Genomic DNA, 17,758 nt, shown 5'->3' with positions numbered 1-17,758 from the left:
CTGCCCACGGCGGCCAATCGCCAGCCCGCCTTCGCGATGTACCGGCGCGCGCCCGGCAAGCCGACGCACGAACCGTTCGGGATCGGGGTGCTCCGCGTCGAGGACGGCGCGGTCGCCGAAATCGCGACCTTCCTCCAGCCGCAGGTGTTCGCCTCCTTTGCCCTGCCCACAGCGCTGCGGCGCCAGGCCGACGCCAGCGCCAGGGCCCGTTGATGGACGGCGAGGAGCGGATCTCGTTCCTCGGCACGCGCTGCCCGAGGGGCTTCCGGCTGCGCACGAGGGTCCTGGAACCCGGGGAAGAACTGCCGTTCCGGGCCGCCGACTGGCAGGACGCGCTCGTCCTCGTCGAGATCGGCGAGCTGGAGGTCGAGTGCTGGAGCGGCGCATCCGCGGGCTTCCAACGAGGGGCGGCTCTGGAGTTCGCCGGACTGACACCGCGATGCCTGCGGAATCCCGGCGACGGTCCGCTCGTCCTCGCTGCCTTGTCACGAGCCTGATCCGGCCTGATCCGGGCCGGCGGGAGCGATGAATGACGGGCCACCGCCGCGTCACACAGGTGACCGCTGTTTCCGGGACTGAGGATCCCCCATGAACACCACGACGCCGATCCACCGCTGGCGGGCCTTCGCCGTGCTCGCCGTTGCCTTCTTCATGACGATCGTCGACCTGACCATCGTCAACGTCGCGCTCCCGACCATCGGCCGCGACCTGCGCTTCTCCCCGTCGGGCCTGCAGTGGGTGGTGACCGCCTACGGCCTGGCGTTCGGTGGCCTGCTGCTGCTCGGCGGCCGCTCCGCCGACCTGCTCGGCCGCCGCCGGATCTTCCTGCTCGGGCTGGCCGTCTTCACCGGCGCCTCACTGGCCTGCGGCCTGGCCCGCAGCGACACCGTCCTGATCGTCATGCGCGGCGTGCAGGGCACCGGCGCGGCGATCGTCCTGCCGGCCGCGCTGTCCATCGTGATGACGATGTTCCCGGAAGGGGCCGATCGCAACAAGGCGCTCGGCATCTGGGGCGGCCTCGGGGCCGGCGGCGCCACCGTCGGGCTGCTCACCGGAGGCCTACTCACCCGCTACGCCGGCTGGGAGTACATCTTCTTCCTCAACGTCCCGGTCGGCCTGGCGGCCCTGGCGCTGGCCCCGCGGATCGTGCCGGAAAGCCGCCTGCGCACCGACCACCGACGCTACGACCCGCTGGGCGCGCTGACCGTGACCGGCGGCCTCCTGCTGCTCGTCTACACGATCTCGACCGCGCCGCAGGACGGCTGGGCGACGCCGAAGACCATCGGCTCGCTCGTCGCGTCCGGGGTACTGCTGGCCTCCTTCGTCCTCGTCGAGGCACGCGCCCAGGCGCCACTGCTCCCGCTGCGGCTGCTGCGGTCGCGGCCGGTCGCCGGCGCGAACATCGTCGGGCTGCTGCTCGGCGGCGGCTTCTTCGCGTTCATCTTCATCGGGACGCTCTACATGCAGCAGGTCCTGCACTACTCGGCGCTGATGGCCGGAGTGGCGTGGCTGGCGGCCTCGCTGACCTCGGTGGCGCTCGCCGGGCCGTCGCAGCTGCTGGTCACCCGCATCGGGGCGGGCCCGGTGATGACAGCGGGCATGACCCTGATCGCCGGCGGCACGGCCTGGGCGACCGCGGCAGGGGTGCACGGGAGCTTCTGGGCCGACCTCGCCGGGCCGTTCTTCGTGGCCGGCGCCGGTACCGCGTTCACCTTCATCCCGATCTCGATCGCCGGGCTGACCGGGGTCGCCGAGCGGGACGCCGGGCTCGCCTCCGGCCTGCTCAACACCACACAGCAGCTCGGCGGCGCGATCGGCGTCGCGATCGCGTCGACGGTCGCCGCGAGCCGCACGGCGACGCTGGCCGCGACGGGCCAATCAGGCGCAGCGGCGCTCACCGGCGGGTTCCGCGCGGCGTTCTGGGTGTGCACCGTGATCGCCGCGCTGGCCGTCCCGGTCGGCCTGGTCATCCCGCGCCGGACGAAGGCTCAGCCCCAGCCGGTCACCCCCACGGACACCGCGGCCCTCGACGCCGCGGCGCGCTGACCGCCCGAGTTCAACACCTCGACAAGGAGGACATCATGAGTGAGTTGTCGGACAGGACCGCCGTCGTCGTCGGAGCGAGCCGCGGCCTGGGCCGCGGGATCGCGACCGCGCTCGCTGAGGCCGGTGCCGCGGTGGTCGCCGTCGCCCGAGGCCGGGAAGCACTCGCCGAACTGGCCGAGGGCGCCGATCGAATCCGGCCCGAAGCGGCCGACGCCACCGACCCCTCTGCGGCCGGCACCCTTGTCGACCGCTACCGGCCGGACGTGCTCGTGCTGGTGGCCGGCGCGACCCCGCAGCTGCGTCCGCTCCAGCACCACACCTGGGAGACGTTCTCCGTCAACTGGGAGAGCGACGTGCGGATCGCGTTCCACTGGCTCCGCGAGGCCTTGCTGAAGCCCCTGCGCCCCGGCAGCCGGGTGGTCGTGATCAGCAGCGGTGCGGCGGTGGCCGGCTCGCCGGTCAGCGGCGGATACGCCGGGGCCAAGGCCACCCAGCGGCTCATCACGGGGTACGCGCAGGAGGAGGCGCAGCGAGCCGGCCTCGACATCACGTTCACCGCGGTGCTGCCCCGGATCACCCCGATGACCGAACTCGGACGGCCGGCGGTGCGAGCGTACGCGGAGCGCTACGGCATGACGGAGGACGAGTACATCGAGCAGCTGGGCCCGCTCGTCACCCCGGAGATCGCGGGCGCCGCCGTACTCGAGCTGATCGGGTCGGACGCCGCCGACGTCGCCCCGGCCTACCTGCTGACCGGCACGGGGCTGCGGAAGCTCCCTTGACGGGCGGCGCGGGAGACCGGTCGCCGGGGCCCGTCAGTGCTGGCCGGTGCGGCGGGCGATGTCCTCGGTGTGGCTCAGGCGCCGGCGGCCGTCGTCGCCCAGGGCGGTCAGGACGCCGGTGATGACGGTCTCGATGACGGCGAGGGTGGGGACCAGGCTGTCGTAGGGCGACAGGGTGGTGACCTGGCTGGGGAGGACGACCTCGGCTTGGGGAGCGACCGGGGACAGCCAGGTGTCGGTGAAGAGGACGACCTTGCCGCCGGTCTCCTGGACGAGTTCGGCCAGGGTGACCTTGTCCTGCTCGTAGCGGCGGTAGTCAAAGAGCACGAGCACGTCCCGGCGGCCGAGGGAGGCCAGGGTGGCGGTGCGCTCCACATCGCGCTCGGACAGGAAGCGGACGTCGTCGCGCAGTTGCATCAGGTGCAGGCCCAGGTACTGGGCCAGCAGTTGGGTGAAGCGTCCGCCGGCGAGGGTGATCCGTCGTTTGCGGTCGGCGAGGAGGGTGATGGCGCGTTCGAGGTCGTGCGGGGTCAGTTCGGCCAGGGTGCGGCTGACCGCGGCGGTGAAGACGCCGCCGCCCTGGCGCAGCAGGGCGGCGGGTCCGGCGTCCTCGCCCGTCGCGGTTTCGCCCGTGCCGTCCGACGGGTGTTGGGACAACGTGTGCTGGGACGACGTGTTCAGGGACGACTCGTGCAGCGACGACTCGTACAGCGACAGCGGTGAGGCGTTGCGTTCGTCGAGCTCCTGGCGCAGGGCGCTCTGGAAGTCGGGGAACCCGTGGTAGCCGAGCCGGGTGACGAACCGCAGCACGGTGGGCGCGCTCACCGCCGCACGTTCGGCGATGGTGGCGATGGTCTCGAATCCTGCGGCGGGCCAGCCGGCCAGCAGGACGCGGCCGACTTTGCGTTCGGCTGGGCTGCACTCGCCCAGCCGTCGCCGGATCTCTTCGGCGAGCGGGCCTGTGGCCATGGCGGGCAGTCCTTTCGTGGGTCTTCTCGCAGGTCTTCCATGAGACGGAGCCGGCTGAGCTTAACTTCCCGCGCTGCCCAGGCGGGTGATCAGTGCGGCGAGCAGGGCGACGCGCGCCGGGACGGTAGCGGTGTCCAGCCACTCCTGCGGGGTGTGGTCGGCGCCGCCGACCGGTCCCAGGCCGTCCAGGGTGGGCACGCCGCTGCCCGAGACCAGGTTGCCGTCGCCGGCGCCCCCGGTCGCGGCCGCCGCGAAACCGAGTCCCAACTCGGCTCCGGCGGCCTGGGCATGGGCGAGCATCCGCCGTGATGCGGGGCTGTCCTCCATCGGGGGGCACAGGTCGAGCAGTTCGACGTGTGCCCGGGTACCCTCCACCGTGCGGCGCGCGGCCAGCGCCTGGACGGCGGCGTCGGCGAGTTGGAGCCCGGCGAGGGTGGTGGCCCGTACCTCGGCGCGCAGTTCGGCCTCGGGGCAGACGATATTGGCGCGGGTGCCGCCCCGGATGACGCCGACGTTGACGGTGACACCCTCCCAACGGCCGTTGAGGGCCTGCAGATCGACCAGAAGGTGGGCGGCTGCCAGGGCGGCATTGGCGCCGCGCTCGGGTTCGATGCCGGAGTGGGCGGCCCTTCCGTGCAGGGTGATCAGGTAGTCGGCGATGCCCTTGCGGGCGATGACCAGGTCGCCGTTCTCCCTGGCGCATTCCAGGACGAGAGCGCAGTCCACGTCCTGTGCGACCGACTCGGTGACCGGGCGGCTGGCCGGGGAGCCGATCTCCTCGTCCGGAGTGGCCAGGAAGACCAGCTCCGCGTACTGGTCAGCTGCGGCCCGGGCCAGCACCTCCAGCGCACACAGACCGGCCAGCAGACCGCCCTTGTCGTCGCTGACACCGGGGCCGTGGCCGATCGCCCCGTCCAGGTGGAAGGGCCGCTGGGCGGCGGTGCCGTCCTCGAAGACGGTGTCCAGGTGGGCGACGAGGAGGATGCGCCGTCCTCCGGCCTCGGCGGGCAGGGCGCCGGTTCTGCGGGCAAGCACGACGTCGCCGACGGGACGCCCGTGAGCGAGCGGGAGCACGATGCGTTCGACGGTGAAACCGAGCGTCCGCAGCCGGACTGCGACCCAGTCGCCGACCCGGTTGACGCCGCCGGGACTGTAGGAGCCGGAGTCGACGGCGACCAGTTCGGCGAGGTCGGCGAGGTACTGGGGGTAGCGGGCCTGGGCGAGCGGCAGCAAGGCGGCGGCCGCGCCGGCCGGGCGCGGCTGCCGGGTGGGGGCGCTCACAGGACTTTGGACAGGAACGCCTGGGTGCGCTCGTGTCGGGGACTGAGCAGGACCTGGCGCGGCTCGCCGGCCTCGACGACGACGCCCTCGTCCATGAAGACGACGGTGTCGCCGACCTCTCGGGCGAATCCCGTCTCGTGGGTGACGACGACCATGGTCATGCCGTCGGCGGCGAGGTCGCGCATGACGTCCAGCACGTCCCCGACGAGTTCCGGGTCCAGCGCGGAGGTGGGTTCGTCGAACAGCATCAGTTTCGGCTCCATGGCCAGGGCGCGGGCGATGGCCACGCGCTGCTGCTGGCCCCCGGAGAGCTGGGCCGGGTAGTGGTCGGCGCGGTCGGCGAGCCCCACCCTCCCGAGCAGGCGCCCGGCCCGGATGCGGGCGTCGGCCCTGTTCACCCCGGCGACCCGGACGGGGGACTCGGCGACGTTCTCCAGCGCGGTGAGGTGCGGAAAGAGGTTGAAGCGCTGGAAGACCATGCCGATGTCGCGTCGGCGGGCGGCAACCTCCTTCTCACGCAGCTCGTGGAGTCTGCTGCCCTGGCGGCGGTAGCCGACGAGCTCGCCGTCGACGGCCAGTTGGCCCTCGTCGACCTTCTCCAGGTGGTTGATGCAGCGCAGGAAGGTGGACTTGCCCGAGCCGGAGGGGCCCAGCAGGCAGCACACCTGGCCGCGTTCGACGGTCAGGTCGATGCCCTTGAGCACCTCCAGCCTGCCGAACTGCTTGCGCACGCCCTGGGCGTGCACCATGGGAACCGACATGGTCTCAGGTGTCCTTTCCGGTCGTTCCGGTCACTCCGGTCATTCCTGTGAACATCCGCCGCAGCGGTGAGGTCCGGGTGGCGCGTGCGGTGCCGCGGCCGTAGCGGCGCTCCAGTCGGGCCTGCGGAACGCTGAGCAGAGTGGTAAGTGCCAGGTACCACAGGCTCGCGACGACCAGCATCGGGATGACCTGGTACGTCTGCGCGTACACGTCCTGGATGTTGGACATCAGGTCATGAGCCGCGATCACCGACACATAGGCGGTGGTCTTGAGCATGTTGATGGTTTCGTTGCCCATCGGCGGGATGATCACCTTCATCGCCTGGGGCAGGACGATCCGACGCATCGTCAGCGCCGGGGTCATTCCCAGCGAGTGAGCGGCCTCGGACTGGCCCGGGTCCACCGACTGGATGCCCGCGCGCACGATCTCCGAGGCGTAGGCGGCCTCGTTCAGCCCGAGCGCCAGCAGTGCGGCGACGGAGGGGGTGAGGACGGAGTTGGTGTCGATCCGCAGAAAGGTCACGTGGGTGAAGGGGATGCCGATCATCACCTGCTTGTACAGGGCGGCGGCGTAGGCCCAGAAGATGATCTGCACCAGCAGCGGGGTGCCGCGGAACACCCAGACGAACAGCGCGGCCAGGGCGTTCAGCACAGGGTTGGCGGACAGGCGCAGCACCGCGATCAGCGTACCGAGCGAGAGGCCGAGGACCATGGCCGCGACGGTGAGCCACAGAGTGGTGACCAGGCCGTTGAAGATCAGGCCGGCGAACAGGTAGTGACCGATCACCTCCCAGTGCAGGTTGGCGTTCCTGGCCAGCGAGCCGACGAGACCGGCCAGGCCCGCCGCCGCGCCCGCGGCGGCGATCAGCCGACCCCAGTGGCGCACCGGGACCGCCTGCAGCCGCTCGGGGGCGAGGGACGTACTGCTGGACCGACCGGCGCCCGTTGTGGCAGCGGTGGAGTGGGCGGGAGCGGGCATCTCAGTTCACCGCGCCGTTCTTGGTGGCCTGCTTCACCGTGATCGAGGACGCCCCGTACTGGTCGAAGATCTTCGTCAGGGTCCCGTCGTCGATCAGCGACTGAAGGGCCCTCTGGATGGCGTCGGCGAGGCCCGGAATGCTCCTGGAGACCGCTATGCCGTTCGGAGTGGCCAGGTAGCCACGCACTGCGGACGGGTCCTCGACGACCTCGAAGGCGCTGCCGCCGTCGGCGGTCCTGGCGGTCCATCCGGCGGCGGGCTTGTCCATCACGTCCGCCACGACCCTGCCGGAGCTCAGCGCGAGTTCGGCGTCGGAGTTCTTGGGGAACGCCTGGATGGTGACCTCGCCCTTCCCGGCGGCTCTGCACGCGCTCTGGTGTGCGCTCAGCAGGGTCTGCTGGCTGGTGCCGCTCTCGACGGCCGCCTTCTGACCGCAGAGGTCGTCCAAGGTGGTGATCCTGGCCGCGTTCCCCTTCGCGACCAGAATGCCGGTCCCGGAGACCGAGTAGTCGACGAAGTCGAGGACCTGCTCGCGCTGCCTGCTGTCGGTCATCGCCGAGATCGCCACGTCGTAGCGGCCGGCCCCGATGGCCGGCACGATGCCGTCGAACTTCTGCGCCTGGAAGGTGAATCGGACCCCCAGCCTGGCGCCGAGCGCCTGCCCCATGTCGTAGTCAAGGCCCGTCATCGCGCCGCCGCCCGCGCCCCGGTACATCTCGAACGGTGCGTAGGGGATGTCACTGGCGACGCGCACCTGACCGGACTGCTTGATCGCATCCGGCAGGACGGCATGCAGCGCCGCATCCTCGGTGATCCGCACACCGGCGATGGTGAACGGCGCGACCGCCGCCGCGGACGAGGGCACGGGTGCCGTTGCCTGGCCGCTGCCGCCGCCGCAGGCGGTGAGCAGCAGTGTTCCGCAGGCCGTCAGCGCGACGAGCGAGGCGAATCTGCGGGTGGGGGCGGTGGGAGGCATGGGCGGACCCCTTTCTGGGAGCGGCTGCGCGACGGGCGGGGGCCGTCGGCTTCCAGAACAAGAAGTTACACATGAACGTAATTCGACGCTAGATGTAACGCCAATTACATGATGGAGGATCTCCTCGCGCAGACGACGGCGGGCGAGGGCATGATGTTCGTCAGGAGGACCGAGGAGGGTACGGTGCCATGGACATCTCGCTGACCACCGATCGGCTCATCGTCCGGGACTGGTCCCTCGACGACTCCGAAGCGGCGCTGGCGATCTACGGCTCGCCGGAGGTCGCCCGTTGGCTCACTCCGGCGATGGACCGCGTCGGCGACCTGGCGGCCATGCGCGCGGTGTTGCAGGCCTGGCAGGAAGCGCAACCGAACCTGCCTCCGCCTCGGGGACGGTGGGCCGTGCAGCTGCGGGAGGACCAGTCGGTCGTCGGTGGCCTCGGCATCCGCCTACTGCCGCCCTACGAGGACGACCTCGAGGTGAGCTGGCAGCTGGCCCCCGGAGCGTGGGGGCACGGCTATGCCGCCGAGGCCGGGCGCGCGTTGATCGACTGGGCGTTCACGCAGGACATCGACGAAGTCTTCGCCGTCGCGCGCCCGAACAACGTCCGCGCCATCGCCATGGCGAAACGGCTCGGCATGCGGTGGGTCGGCGAGACCACCAAGTACTACGGGCTCAGCCTGCAGGTCTACCGGATCCGCGCCAGCGACGTCCCCGACTGAGCGCCTGACCGACTGACCGGCCGCTCAACCCGGTTCAGCCCGTGACGTCGATCACGATCCTGCCTGCGGGGGCACCGCTCTCCACCGCCCGGTGGGCGTCGGTGGCGGTGCTGAGAGTGAAGCGGCGGGGGTCGAGCACCGGCTTGAGCGCTCCGGCGTCGGCGAGGGCGGCCGCCTGCCGCAGGATCTCGCCGTGGTGCGTGCGCCCGCGACCGGTCAGCATCGGCAGCAGGGTGAAGATGCCGGAGTAGCTTGCTCCGCGCAGGGACAGCGGCGCCAGGCTGTGGGTGCCGTGGGTGCCGTGGGTGCCCCATCCCAGGGTGCTCACCACATGGCCGGTGTGGGTGCGGACGGCGGTGAAGGCCGTGTCGAGTGTCTCGCCGCCGACGGTGTCGACGATGACGTCGAAGCCCTCGCCTGCGGTGTACCGGGCGACGTACTCCTCCACCGAGGTGGTGGTGTAGTCGATCGCCGTCGCACCGAGGCGCTCGATGGCCGCCAGGCTCCGGGGCGATCCCGTTGCGAAGACCTCGGCGCCGCGATCCCGGGCGAGCTGGATCGCCGCCTGGCCGACGCCGCCTGCGCCGCCGTGCACCAGGACCTGCTGGCCGCCGCGCACCCGGGCCCGGTCCACCAGGCCCACCCAGGCGGTGATGAAGACCAGCGGGAGCGCCGCCGCCTCACGCATGCTCAGCGACGTCGGCTTGTGCGCCACCAACCGGGCGTCCACCGCCGCGTACTCGGCGAGCGAGCCCTGAAGGGCGCCGACGCCGCCGGTGAGGCCGTAGACCTCGTCGCCCGGCGCGAAGCCGGTGACGTCCGCGCCGACCTCCGCGACCACGCCGGCCAGGTCCAGGCCGAGCACCGCAGGCAGCAGGTTCTGGGCATGGGCGGCCTCTCCGGCCCGGATCCTGGTGTCCAAGCGGTTCACGCCACTGGCCCTGATCCGCACCAGGAGCTCGCTCGGGCCGGCCACCGGGGTCGTGATCTCGCTCAGGGCCAGCGGGCCGCCGAACTGTTCCAGCACCACCGCGCGCATGGAATCACCTCATCTCGTGTCAGGAACGCGTGTTCAGCAGAATCGGCAGGATCAGGAAGCGAAGTCCTGGGTCAGCCAGACCGTGCCGGAGGCGTCCCGCACGACGGCGATCCCGACGCGGGTGAAGGCCGAACTCAGGATGTTCCGGCGGTGCCGGACAGCGTGACCGGCCCGTCCTGGGCGCCAACACCCGCGCAGGCGAAGGCCGTACCGCCGCCCAGCACCGCGAGCGCGGCGGCCCCCGTCACCATCAGCCGCAGGCGACGCTTGCGGGCGGGAACTCGGCGGTGAGAACTCATGATGCGCAACACCTCGGGTTCGGGTCGAGGGAACGACTGGTCCGCTCCGAACCTAGGCGCTTTCCACCCCCCGAAACGGGCACCGGCCCCGACTTCAAGACCCCTTAAGAATCGCCTCATGTCCCGCTTCACCAGCGGGGAGGGTCCGGGCACCGGACATTCGTTCCTCGACGCCGGTCGCGCTCTGCTCGCGGTCGATCGCCCGCAGCGCCGCGGCCAGCCGTCCGCCCAGCTCGGGCAGGAGCGGCTCGTCGTCGTCCAGTTGGCGCCAGCAGTGCAGGCCGTTGCGCACGGCGAGGCGTACGGCCTGGTCGCCGGGACTGCCCCAGCGCAGCCGGTGTTCGGCGGTCGCGATCCAGCGTTCCGCGGCCCGTACGGTCGCGCCGGAGGCGGCGGCCGCGGTGGCCTGCACCTCCAGTACGTCGCCCATCAGCGCGGATTCCCGGCCGGCCGAGCGGAGCACCGCGCGCTCCCACTGGGCCGCGAGTTCCGCGGCCGCGTGGTGGTGGCCCGCGCGCATCGCCTGCGCGATCGCGGGGCGCAGGTCGGCCACCGGCTCCGCAGCCGTCGCGGGCACGTGCGGGGCGGCGGGAGGAGCGCTCGGGGCCTGCCGCCCGGGGTGCGGGCGCGGCATCGGTATCTCGACGCGCCCCGGTGAGGGCGAGGACAGCAGGACGGTGCCCGGCGCGAGGCCCGCCTGGCCGGCGGCCATCGCGTGCAGCTCGGGCAGGTGGACCCGGCCCGCGGGGGCGGTGCGCAGCAGCTCGGTGAGCGCCCGGGTGTAGCCGGGCACCTGCCGGGGTCCGCGTCCCACCGGCGGCGCGACCGCTCCCCAGCGCGCCACCTGGGCGGGCAGCAGCAGGTCGTCGTCGCGCATCGGCAGGCAACTCGGGTCCACGACGAGGTCCAGGACCACGGCGGTGCTGCCCGGCTGACGTCCGGCCAGCTCCCGGGCCAGCCACGGCCAGGGCAGCGCGCTGTAGCGGACCGTGCTGTCGTCGGTGGCGGCCAGCGCGACGTGCAGCAGCCGCTGGCGGTGGTCGCGGTACAGCAGCCCGACGACGTAGAGCAGCAGCGGACCCGCCGTGGCGGCGGCCTCGCGGATCCGGGCGAGGACGGCCTGCGGCTCGGTCGGGTCGAGCAGCGGCACCACGTCCACCGGCCCCCGCCATCCGGGCAGCAGGGTCTGGACCGGGACGGCGGCGACCGCGCCCACCGCGTACTCCGGGTCGAGCAGCCGGCGCCGGCTGCCGCGCGGGGCCGCGGCCAGCAGCAGCACCTGGCCGCGGGCAGAGCCCTGGTCCTCTCCGGCGATCGTCATACGTGCACCGTAGCGCGCCCGCACACCGCGTCAGGGCGCGGCGAGGACGTCCGGGCGTCGACGCAGCCCGGCGGCAGGGTGGCGTTCGGCTGGGCGGCGTCCCCGGTGGCGTACGACGTGGTCCGCGCGAGGTGGAGTCGGGGCACGTACGGGCGAGCGCCGGTGGCGCGGGCGCGACGCGGGTGCCCACAGTGGTGCTCATGGGGGGCCGTCGCACTGCCATGGAGGCTTCTGTCATGCCCGTCGTCACCAGTCCCTACACGCCCGGCACGCCGTGTTGGATCGACCTCATGGTCCCCGACCAGCAAGCCGCCCTCGACTTCTACCGCGACCTGTTCGGCTGGCAGGGCGAGGTCGGTCCGCCGGAGACCGGCGGGTACGCGGTCTGCACGCTGAACGGGAAGGCCGTGGCCGGCATCATGACCGCGATGGCACCGGAGGGCCAGCCGACGCCGCCGACCGCGTGGACCACCTACCTGGCGACCGCCGACGCCGACGCCACCACGGCGGCGATCACGCGTGCGGGCGGCGCGGTGCTGATGCCCGGGATGGACGTGATGACCATCGGCCGGATGGCCGTCGTCGCCGAGCCCAGCGGTGCCGTGTTCGGGTTGTGGGAGGCCAAGGACTTCTCCGGGGCACAGGTGGTCAACGAGCCCGGTTCGGTGGTCTGGAACGAGCTGCTCACGGGCGACACCGCCGCCGCCGCGAAGTTCTGCTCCGCCGCTCTGGGCATCGAGGCCTCCCCCATGGAGGGCGCGGAGGGCTACTTCTCGCTCAGCGCGGGCGGGCGGGTCGTCGGCGGCATGCAGGGGCTCGGACAGCTCCCGCCCGGCACGCCCCCGCACTGGCTGGCGTACTTCTCCGTCGACGACACCGACAGCACGGTCGACGCCCTGATCCGCGCCGGTGGCAACGTGCTCAAGCCGCCGTTCGACATGGTCGCGGGCCGGATGGCCGTCGTCCAGGACCCGCAGGGCGCCACCTTCGCGCTCATCAACGCGACCGGTCCCGAGCTGCCCTGAGCCCGGCCGCGCAGGCCGACCACGGTCGGCCTGCGCGGATGCCGGACACCCCGCAGGATGGACCCATGGGCGGAATGCGACTGGTCGCCAGGTTCACCTGGAAACCCGAGACCACCGGCGGCGAGGACAACTACCGCCGAGTCTGCGAACGTCTCGGCCTGGATCCCCTGCACGGCTCCTACGGCGTCCTGCACGTCGTGGCGGCCGACCACAGCCGGGAAACCTGGATCACTCCGGACGAGGAGTACGCCAGGGCGGTGGAGCAGGCACAGCAGCTCATCGCCGGCGGGATCAGCGTGAGCAGTACCGGTCCCCTGAACGGACTCGCGCAGGCCAGGGACACCTTCGTCCGGCTGCCCGGCTGGCCCGAGGCCTGGGACCCGAACACCCCGCCCAGGCCGCTCGGCTGAGGGAGAGCCTCATGAGTACCCAGCAGTACGAGTTGATCTTCACTCGAACGGGCGCCGAGAGCGGTGAGGATGTCGTCCTGGTCAGCCTCACCGGAACGCTGGGGCCCGGCGGCCACCCCGTCTACGTCGACACCAGCGGCATCGTCCGGGCGGAGATCAGCGACCAGGGCGAGGTCAGGATGCTGGCCACCGGCGGGCACCAGGACCTCGCGCAACACGTCGTCGCGCGCCCCCGATAACTGGAGGACCGTCCATGACCAGTTCCCTCACCGACCTCGCCCCCGGATCCTGGGTGCTCGACCCGGCCGGCTCCGCGGTCCGCTTCCGGCACAGCGCCATGTGGGGACTGGCCACCGTCAAGGGCGAGTTCGCCCGGATCGAGGGCCACGGCGAGCTGCCGGCCGGAGGCGGTCCAGCGCACGGTCGGATCGCCATCGACGCCGCGTCCCTGGACACCCGCAACGCCAGACGCGACACCCACCTGCGCTCCGCCGACTTCTTCGACGTGCAGGCCCACCCGCAGCTGGTCTTCGACGCACAGAGCGTGACCGCCTCCGGAGCCGACACGGCCGCGATCAAGGGGACCCTCACCGTCCGCGGTACCACCAAACCCCTGAGCTTCACCGCCCACGCGACGGAGGCCACCGCCGACGCCGTCACCCTGGCGGCGGAGGTGAAAGTCGACCGGGCCGACTTCGGGCTCACCTGGAACAAGGCCGGCGTGATCAAGGGCCCCGCAACCATCAGCATCAGCGCCCGCTTCACCCGACGCCTGCACCCGAGCTGAGCCGCCCGCATCCGCAGCGAGAAGGGCGTCCGCCGGGGCGGGCGCCGAGGTGCGGTCCTTCACCCCGGGACCGCCCGTCGGAATGACCGATATCACAGGTTTCAAATTCGGTGACGCTATCTGAAGAATCTTTGCGCATCAGTGGAAGTTCGGGGTGGCGTTCGAGTTTTGCGCATGAGGGGTCACTCTTTGGAATGGGTCATTACACGAACTTCTTGACCCATCGTGCAGGGCTGGCTACTTTTCGTGACATTGATCGGTACTTGCACGAAAGGGCCCTGATATGCCACGACTTCGCATGCCCGCCACCGTCCGAGCGTCGCTCGCCGCCGCCACCGCTCTCGCTGCCACCCTGTCCGGCCTCGGCCCGGCGTCGGCGTCACCGTCGTCGTCGGCGGCGGCGCGGGCGGCTGAGGGGTCCCTCGGCTACGTCGCCATGGGCGACTCGTACAGCGCCAACGTCTTCGTCCGGCCGTGGGACGACCGCGACGGCTGCGGGCGCTCCTTCCGCGACTACCCGCACCAGGTCGCCACGGAGTTGGGGCTGGGCCTCACGGACGTCACCTGCGGCGCGGCCGAGGTGCAGGACGGCATCCTGGGGCCGCAGCCGTCCAAGAAGCTGCTCGGCCCGCCCACCACGCCGCCCGAGGGCGGCTGGCCGGAGAAGCCCGCGCAGCTCGACTCGCTCTCCCCCGCCACCGATGTCGTGACGGTCGGGATCGGCGGAAACACCCTGGGGTTCGGGGACATCGTCACGCAGTGCCTGGAGCGCGGCGCCGCCTCGTTCGGACTCGGGACGCCCTGCACGACGCACTACAGCCGCGGCGAGGGCAAGCAGTGGCTGGACGCCAAGTTCGCCCAACTCGACGCCGAGTTGGGCGTGATGATGAACGAGATCGGGGACCGGGCACCCAACGCCAAGGTCGCGGTCGTCGGCTACCCGGCCATCGTCGCACGCACCAGCGGCTGCTCCTGGGCCAACTTCCGCCAGCTCGGCACCGTCACCAAGGGTGACATGCCGTGGCTGGACAGCCTGGAGCGCGACCTCAACGGCCGGCTCGCGCGGCAGGCCGCGGAGCACGGCGCCACCTACGTCGACACGTACACCTCCAGCATCGACCACGGGGTCTGCGCCAGCGGCGACCAGAAGTGGATGTACGGAGTCAAGGACGACCTCACCGGAGAAGGCGACCAGACCGACCCACCCGCCGGGCTCTGCCTGGAGATCCCTGGCACCGGCGCATCCTGCACGTTCGTGCACCCCAATGCCTCCGGGGCGGACAACCAGGCCCAGCAGGTGGCCGCCGCCTTGGAGCCGCTGACCAGGAAGGGGTGACGAGAAATGGGATGAGGGCGAATTGTTTCGGCGAGGCAATTCCCTTGCGGAGGGGTCGGGAAACGGAGCGAGAGAAATTCGCAGGACAGAGGAGGAGGTCATGAGGTCGTATAGAAAACGGGTCGACGTTGTCGGCAGTGCTGGACGTTAACAGCGATGCCTCGGTGGCCCGCTTCCAGGGCGAGTTCGACGAGCGGGGCTACGGGTGGTGGGCGGTCGAGGTGACGGCCACCGGTGGGTTCGTCGGCTTCGCCGGGCTGGACCGAGTGGACGACGGCCTGCCGTTCAGCGGGGTCGAGGTCGGCTGGCGGCTGGCCCGCTCGGCCTGGGGCCACGGCTTGCCACCGAAACCGCCCTGGCGAGCCTGGCCTTCGGGTTCGAGACCCTCGCACTGCCCGAGATCGTCGCGGTGACGACCGCTGACAACGTGCGCTCCCGGGCGGTGATGCGGCGGATCGGCATGTCCTACGACCCCGCCGACGACTTCGACGACCCGGACGCGCCGGAGGGGCCGCTGCGCCGCAACGTGCTGTACCGGACCCGTCGCAGCTCCGGCGGCTGAGAGCCCGCGTCGGCGGGCGTGGCGTCGGCGCTGCGGGGCGGTCCGGGCGGGGCTGCTTGGTAGCGTCGGCGTACACCGTCGATGGAGGTCCGCGTGGCAACCTACGTACTCGTCCCCGGCGCCGACGGCCGCGCCTGGTACTGGCACCGCCTGGTGCCCCAACTGCGGGCGCGGGGGCACGAGGTGGTGACCTTCGACCTGCCGCAGGACGATTCCGCAGGGCTCGCCGAGTACGTCGACGCCGTCGTGCAGGCGATCGGCGAGCGGCGCGGCGGGCTGGTGCTGGTGGCGCAGTCGCTCGCCGGATTCACCGCCCCGCTGGTCTGCGAGCGCGTCCCGATCGACGAGTTGATCATGGTCAACGCCATGGTCCCCACCTACGGCGAGAGCGCCGCCCAGTGGTGGGGGAACACCGGGCAGGGCGCGGCACGGTCCGCGCAGGCCGTGCGCGACGGGCGCGGGCCGGACGCGGAGTTCGACGTCCGGGTCGACTTCTTCCACGACGTCCCGGCCGAGGTGACCGAGGAGGCGCTGGCGGCAGAGGTCGGCGGGCCCTCGGAGGCGCTCTTCGCCCAGCCGTGGCCGCTGCGGAAGTGGCCCGACGTCCCCACCCGGTTCCTGCAGGGTCGCGAGGACCGGTTCCTGCCGCTCGAGTTCCAGCGCCGGATCGTGGCGGAACGGCTGGGCATCCCCGTGGAGGAGCTGCCCGGCGGGCACCTCGTCGCACTCAGCCGGCCGGCGGAACTGGCCGAGCTGATCTGCGGCCCTCGGGTGTCCTAGGACTCGGCGCCGTCGGGTAGGACGGGTAGGGGCCAGGTGGGTTCGGGGGCCCAGGTCGGCCAGCCGTCGGGCGTGGCGATCAGGTCGACGAAGAGGTCGAGGGTGTCGATGCCGATTGCGGTGCGCCGGTAGGGGCGCTCGAAGTTGACGTACCAGCGCAGCGGGCGCATCCCGGCGTCGTGGAAGCGGTGGACGCTGAAGTGCTCGCCGGCCAGGAAGTGGCTCAGGAGCGAGGTCTGCTGCCAGGTGTAGCGGCCGAGCTGCCAGGAGCCGGCGGCGAGGTCGGCGATCCCGCGCTTGCGCGGGATGTCGGAGCCGGTGCGCAGCGACTCGATCCAGGTGGTCGGCGCGAGGCTCTCGATGCCGGGCCAGTAGGCGAGTTGCAGGGTGGCGCCGGTGTCCTGCAGGACCCGCTGCGGCATGGCCGTCCAGACCTGGCCCGCCCGGACGTCGCGGCGGACCGCGGTGGCTCCGGGCTCGAAGCGTTCGGCGGCGGTGGCTGTCATGGCGTCCAGTGTGGCGAGCACGCGGCTGCGGGCCGTCCACTTCGCGCCGTAGTCACCCGATCAGGTGAGGACCGCCGGGCGCCGGTAGGGTGCCGGGGTGGAGAGCGAACCGTTCGTGGGCGAGGAGAGCGAGCACGAGGTGTGCTGGTTCTGCCCGTCGGTGCGCCTGCCGGCGGGTGGGTTCGACGTCTTCGAGCGGCCCACTCGGGAGTGCGCGTTCGATCCCGCCGACGGGTTCCGCTACACCGTGGTGGGCCGGGTGCCGGTGTGCGTGCACCCGGGCAAGGTGGGGCTGCCGCCGGGACGGTACGCCAGCGAGGGCCGGCCGATGCCGGCGCGCGAGCCGCGGCCGGTCGTCGTGGAGCGGGCTGCGGAGGCGGAGCCGGAGCCGGAAGCGGAAGTGGTCGGGGTGGTGCGTGCGCAGCGGCGTGAGCGGCGGCAGGTCCCGGCGCCGTACGCGGGTGCGCTGCCGGTGGGCCTGCCGCAGGAGCTGACCGGGCTGGCGGCCTGGGTGGCGGAGCTGGCGCGCGGGGCGCAGCCGCAGGACCTGGCCGAGGTGCTGGCCGGTGCCGAGGCCGCGGCGCTGACCAGATTCCCCGAGGCCGAGGTGCTGGAGGTGCTGCGGCGCGTGCTGTCCGGCGGTTAGGACGTCGGTGTCAGTCGCCGTCCAGTGCCGTGGCGCGCAGGGCGGTGAGCAGCGGCAGCACGTTGTCCTCGACCGGCCCCGCGGTGAAGTTGAGGATGGCGTCCAGGACGGCGCGGGCGATGTCGCCGGACGCCTCGTCGGGCGCGGCGGCCGCCCAGGTGGTCAGGGTGCGGCCGAGCGAGGTGCACATCCGGGCGGTGACGTCCGCCTGCAACTGCGCCTCCAGCTCCTGCGGCGACAGCTCGCCGTCGCCGCCGAACGCGAGGGTGAGCAGCGCCCGCAGGGTGAGGTTGCCGTAGTCCGCGACCAGCGCCGGCAACGCCGGCTCGTCCCTGCCCCGTTGGGCCAGCGCGGCGAGCGCCCTGTCGTCGTGGTTCCAGGCCGCCTCCAGCGCCGCCAGGGCCCGCAGGATCTCGTCCGGTGTCATCGCCATACCGTATCGTCTGCGCCGGTTGCGCTGCACCTCGCGGCAGTGTCGCCACCGCACGCTCGCCCGGGACCGGGACGAACGCCTGCCGCGCCGGGGCCCGT

Annotated in this window: 22 protein-coding genes and 2 pseudogenes; 13 read left to right on the top strand and 11 right to left on the bottom strand. The window is 72.1% G+C overall.

Features of this window, described 5'->3' with window-relative positions; all coding sequences use genetic code 11:
• The 4 genes and pseudogenes from P3T37_RS35690 to P3T37_RS35675 form a co-directional block, all read left to right on the top strand.
• Positions 1 to 213: pseudogene (locus P3T37_RS35690) on the top strand (RNA polymerase subunit sigma-70); the annotation flags it as partial.
• Complete coding sequence (locus P3T37_RS35685) at positions 213 to 497, top strand: hypothetical protein (RefSeq protein ID WP_280728126.1); 285 nt, start codon at positions 213 to 215, stop codon at positions 495 to 497. The pseudogene P3T37_RS35690 and the gene P3T37_RS35685, both read left to right, overlap by 1 nt.
• Before the next feature lie 91 nt (positions 498 to 588).
• Positions 589 to 2,046, top strand: coding sequence for an MFS transporter (locus P3T37_RS35680; protein ID WP_280728125.1), 1,458 nt, complete (start codon positions 589 to 591; stop codon positions 2,044 to 2,046).
• 35 nt (positions 2,047 to 2,081) lie between these two features.
• Entirely contained in the window at positions 2,082 to 2,828 is a 747-nt protein-coding gene (locus tag P3T37_RS35675; RefSeq protein WP_280728124.1) for an SDR family oxidoreductase, read from the top strand.
• A gap of 33 nt (positions 2,829 to 2,861) precedes the next feature.
• Here P3T37_RS35675 and P3T37_RS35670 read toward each other — a convergent pair whose 3' ends face one another.
• From P3T37_RS35670 to P3T37_RS35650, 5 genes are read right to left on the bottom strand one after another with little or no spacing between them, the layout of a single operon-like run.
• Positions 2,862 to 3,797: a MurR/RpiR family transcriptional regulator gene (locus P3T37_RS35670; RefSeq protein WP_280728123.1), complete on the bottom strand. Its 936-nt coding sequence runs from the start codon at positions 3,795 to 3,797 to the stop codon at positions 2,862 to 2,864.
• Between the two features lie 60 nt (positions 3,798 to 3,857).
• A complete protein-coding gene (locus P3T37_RS35665; protein ID WP_280728122.1) occupies positions 3,858 to 5,078 on the bottom strand; it encodes a M20/M25/M40 family metallo-hydrolase in 1,221 nt (406 codons plus the stop codon).
• Entirely contained in the window at positions 5,075 to 5,827 is a 753-nt protein-coding gene (locus P3T37_RS35660; protein ID WP_280728129.1) for an amino acid ABC transporter ATP-binding protein, read from the bottom strand. Before P3T37_RS35660 ends, P3T37_RS35665 begins: the two co-directional genes overlap by 4 nt.
• 16 nt (positions 5,828 to 5,843) lie before the next feature.
• Entirely contained in the window at positions 5,844 to 6,818 is a 975-nt protein-coding gene (locus P3T37_RS35655; RefSeq protein ID WP_280728121.1) for an amino acid ABC transporter permease, read from the bottom strand.
• Position 6,819: 1 nt separating this feature from the next.
• On the bottom strand, positions 6,820 to 7,794 hold the full coding sequence (locus tag P3T37_RS35650; RefSeq protein ID WP_280728120.1) for an ABC transporter substrate-binding protein: 975 nt from the start codon (positions 7,792 to 7,794) through the stop codon (positions 6,820 to 6,822).
• A gap of 188 nt (positions 7,795 to 7,982) precedes the next feature.
• On the opposite strand from P3T37_RS35650, the gene P3T37_RS35645 reads away from it, so the two are divergent.
• A complete protein-coding gene (locus P3T37_RS35645; RefSeq protein WP_280728119.1) occupies positions 7,983 to 8,516 on the top strand; it encodes a GNAT family N-acetyltransferase in 534 nt (177 codons plus the stop codon).
• Positions 8,517 to 8,550: 34 nt separating this feature from the next.
• Here the strand turns inward: P3T37_RS35645 and P3T37_RS35640 are convergent, their stop codons facing one another.
• The 4 genes from P3T37_RS35640 to P3T37_RS35625 all read right to left on the bottom strand — a co-directional run bounded on the left by P3T37_RS35640 (position 8,551) and on the right by P3T37_RS35625 (position 11,175).
• Positions 8,551 to 9,555, bottom strand: a complete 1,005-nt coding sequence (locus tag P3T37_RS35640) for a zinc-dependent alcohol dehydrogenase family protein (protein ID WP_280728118.1) — start codon at positions 9,553 to 9,555, stop codon at positions 8,551 to 8,553.
• 51 nt (positions 9,556 to 9,606) lie between these two features.
• Complete coding sequence (locus P3T37_RS35635) at positions 9,607 to 9,696, bottom strand: hypothetical protein (protein ID WP_348533316.1); 90 nt, start codon at positions 9,694 to 9,696, stop codon at positions 9,607 to 9,609.
• Positions 9,690 to 9,854: a hypothetical protein gene (locus tag P3T37_RS35630; protein WP_280728117.1), complete on the bottom strand. Its 165-nt coding sequence runs from the start codon at positions 9,852 to 9,854 to the stop codon at positions 9,690 to 9,692. Before P3T37_RS35630 ends, P3T37_RS35635 begins: the two co-directional genes overlap by 7 nt.
• Positions 9,855 to 9,948: 94 nt before the next feature.
• Complete coding sequence (locus P3T37_RS35625; RefSeq protein WP_280728116.1) at positions 9,949 to 11,175, bottom strand: hypothetical protein; 1,227 nt, start codon at positions 11,173 to 11,175, stop codon at positions 9,949 to 9,951.
• A gap of 236 nt (positions 11,176 to 11,411) precedes the next feature.
• On the opposite strand from P3T37_RS35625, the gene P3T37_RS35620 reads away from it, so the two are divergent.
• From P3T37_RS35620 to P3T37_RS35590, 7 genes and pseudogenes are all read left to right on the top strand, one after another.
• Positions 11,412 to 12,200, top strand: a complete 789-nt coding sequence (locus P3T37_RS35620) for a VOC family protein (RefSeq protein WP_280728115.1) — start codon at positions 11,412 to 11,414, stop codon at positions 12,198 to 12,200.
• 65 nt (positions 12,201 to 12,265) lie between these two features.
• Entirely contained in the window at positions 12,266 to 12,610 is a 345-nt protein-coding gene (locus P3T37_RS35615; RefSeq protein WP_280728114.1) for a hypothetical protein, read from the top strand.
• Between the two features lie 11 nt (positions 12,611 to 12,621).
• On the top strand, positions 12,622 to 12,849 hold the full coding sequence (locus tag P3T37_RS35610) for a DUF6296 family protein (RefSeq protein WP_280728113.1): 228 nt from the start codon (positions 12,622 to 12,624) through the stop codon (positions 12,847 to 12,849).
• A 14-nt stretch (positions 12,850 to 12,863) separates the two neighbouring features.
• Positions 12,864 to 13,397, top strand: a complete 534-nt coding sequence (locus P3T37_RS35605) for a YceI family protein (RefSeq protein WP_280728112.1) — start codon at positions 12,864 to 12,866, stop codon at positions 13,395 to 13,397.
• A 283-nt stretch (positions 13,398 to 13,680) separates the two neighbouring features.
• Positions 13,681 to 14,733 carry an SGNH/GDSL hydrolase family protein gene (locus tag P3T37_RS35600; protein WP_280728111.1) on the top strand — a complete coding sequence of 351 codons (1,053 nt, stop codon included), beginning with the start codon at positions 13,681 to 13,683 and terminating at the stop codon, positions 14,731 to 14,733.
• A gap of 110 nt (positions 14,734 to 14,843) precedes the next feature.
• Positions 14,844 to 15,295: pseudogene (locus tag P3T37_RS35595) on the top strand (GNAT family N-acetyltransferase).
• Positions 15,296 to 15,388: 93 nt separating this feature from the next.
• The gene (locus P3T37_RS35590; RefSeq protein ID WP_280728110.1) at positions 15,389 to 16,075 is read left to right on the top strand and encodes an alpha/beta fold hydrolase; all 687 of its coding nucleotides are present in this window, start codon (positions 15,389 to 15,391) and stop codon (positions 16,073 to 16,075) included.
• Here the strand turns inward: P3T37_RS35590 and P3T37_RS35585 are convergent.
• Positions 16,072 to 16,581, bottom strand: a complete 510-nt coding sequence (locus P3T37_RS35585; protein WP_280728109.1) for a DUF402 domain-containing protein — start codon at positions 16,579 to 16,581, stop codon at positions 16,072 to 16,074. The two genes, P3T37_RS35590 and P3T37_RS35585, sit on opposite strands and share 4 nt — an antisense overlap.
• Before the next feature lie 97 nt (positions 16,582 to 16,678).
• On the opposite strand from P3T37_RS35585, the gene P3T37_RS35580 reads away from it, so the two are divergent.
• Complete coding sequence (locus P3T37_RS35580) at positions 16,679 to 17,227, top strand: hypothetical protein (protein ID WP_280728108.1); 549 nt, start codon at positions 16,679 to 16,681, stop codon at positions 17,225 to 17,227.
• Between the two features lie 10 nt (positions 17,228 to 17,237).
• On the opposite strand, the gene P3T37_RS35575 is transcribed toward P3T37_RS35580, so the two are convergent.
• Positions 17,238 to 17,654, bottom strand: coding sequence for a hypothetical protein (locus tag P3T37_RS35575; RefSeq protein ID WP_280728107.1), 417 nt, complete (start codon positions 17,652 to 17,654; stop codon positions 17,238 to 17,240).
• Positions 17,655 to 17,758 lie beyond the last annotated feature (104 nt).

The organism is Kitasatospora sp. MAA4 (genome assembly GCF_029893355.1).
Lineage (GTDB): Bacteria > Actinomycetota > Actinomycetes > Streptomycetales > Streptomycetaceae > Kitasatospora.
The sequence above is the reverse complement of the archived record's forward strand: the minus strand, read 5'-3'. Positions and strand labels throughout refer to the sequence as shown.

What these genes read in the sequence shown, in the direction of transcription:
- P3T37_RS35685 (WP_280728126.1), top strand. Translation starts at nt 213, where the DNA reads ATGGACGGCGAGGAGCGGATCTCGTTCCTCGGCACGCGCTGCCCGAGG.
- P3T37_RS35680 (WP_280728125.1), top strand. Translation starts at nt 589, where the DNA reads ATGAACACCACGACGCCGATCCACCGCTGGCGGGCCTTCGCCGTGCTC.
- P3T37_RS35675 (WP_280728124.1), top strand. Translation starts at nt 2,082, where the DNA reads ATGAGTGAGTTGTCGGACAGGACCGCCGTCGTCGTCGGAGCGAGCCGC.
- P3T37_RS35670 (WP_280728123.1), bottom strand. Translation starts at nt 3,797, where the DNA reads ATGGCCACAGGCCCGCTCGCCGAAGAGATCCGGCGACGGCTGGGCGAG.
- P3T37_RS35660 (WP_280728129.1), bottom strand. Translation starts at nt 5,827, where the DNA reads ATGGTGCACGCCCAGGGCGTGCGCAAGCAGTTCGGCAGGCTGGAGGTG.
- P3T37_RS35655 (WP_280728121.1), bottom strand. Translation starts at nt 6,818, where the DNA reads ATGCCCGCTCCCGCCCACTCCACCGCTGCCACAACGGGCGCCGGTCGG.
- P3T37_RS35650 (WP_280728120.1), bottom strand. Translation starts at nt 7,794, where the DNA reads ATGCCTCCCACCGCCCCCACCCGCAGATTCGCCTCGCTCGTCGCGCTG.
- P3T37_RS35645 (WP_280728119.1), top strand. Translation starts at nt 7,983, where the DNA reads ATGGACATCTCGCTGACCACCGATCGGCTCATCGTCCGGGACTGGTCC.
- P3T37_RS35640 (WP_280728118.1), bottom strand. Translation starts at nt 9,555, where the DNA reads ATGCGCGCGGTGGTGCTGGAACAGTTCGGCGGCCCGCTGGCCCTGAGC.
- P3T37_RS35630 (WP_280728117.1), bottom strand. Translation starts at nt 9,854, where the DNA reads ATGAGTTCTCACCGCCGAGTTCCCGCCCGCAAGCGTCGCCTGCGGCTG.
- P3T37_RS35625 (WP_280728116.1), bottom strand. Translation starts at nt 11,175, where the DNA reads ATGACGATCGCCGGAGAGGACCAGGGCTCTGCCCGCGGCCAGGTGCTG.
- P3T37_RS35620 (WP_280728115.1), top strand. Translation starts at nt 11,412, where the DNA reads ATGCCCGTCGTCACCAGTCCCTACACGCCCGGCACGCCGTGTTGGATC.
- P3T37_RS35615 (WP_280728114.1), top strand. Translation starts at nt 12,266, where the DNA reads ATGGGCGGAATGCGACTGGTCGCCAGGTTCACCTGGAAACCCGAGACC.
- P3T37_RS35610 (WP_280728113.1), top strand. Translation starts at nt 12,622, where the DNA reads ATGAGTACCCAGCAGTACGAGTTGATCTTCACTCGAACGGGCGCCGAG.
- P3T37_RS35605 (WP_280728112.1), top strand. Translation starts at nt 12,864, where the DNA reads ATGACCAGTTCCCTCACCGACCTCGCCCCCGGATCCTGGGTGCTCGAC.
- P3T37_RS35600 (WP_280728111.1), top strand. Translation starts at nt 13,681, where the DNA reads ATGCCACGACTTCGCATGCCCGCCACCGTCCGAGCGTCGCTCGCCGCC.
- P3T37_RS35585 (WP_280728109.1), bottom strand. Translation starts at nt 16,581, where the DNA reads ATGACAGCCACCGCCGCCGAACGCTTCGAGCCCGGAGCCACCGCGGTC.
- P3T37_RS35575 (WP_280728107.1), bottom strand. Translation starts at nt 17,654, where the DNA reads ATGACACCGGACGAGATCCTGCGGGCCCTGGCGGCGCTGGAGGCGGCC.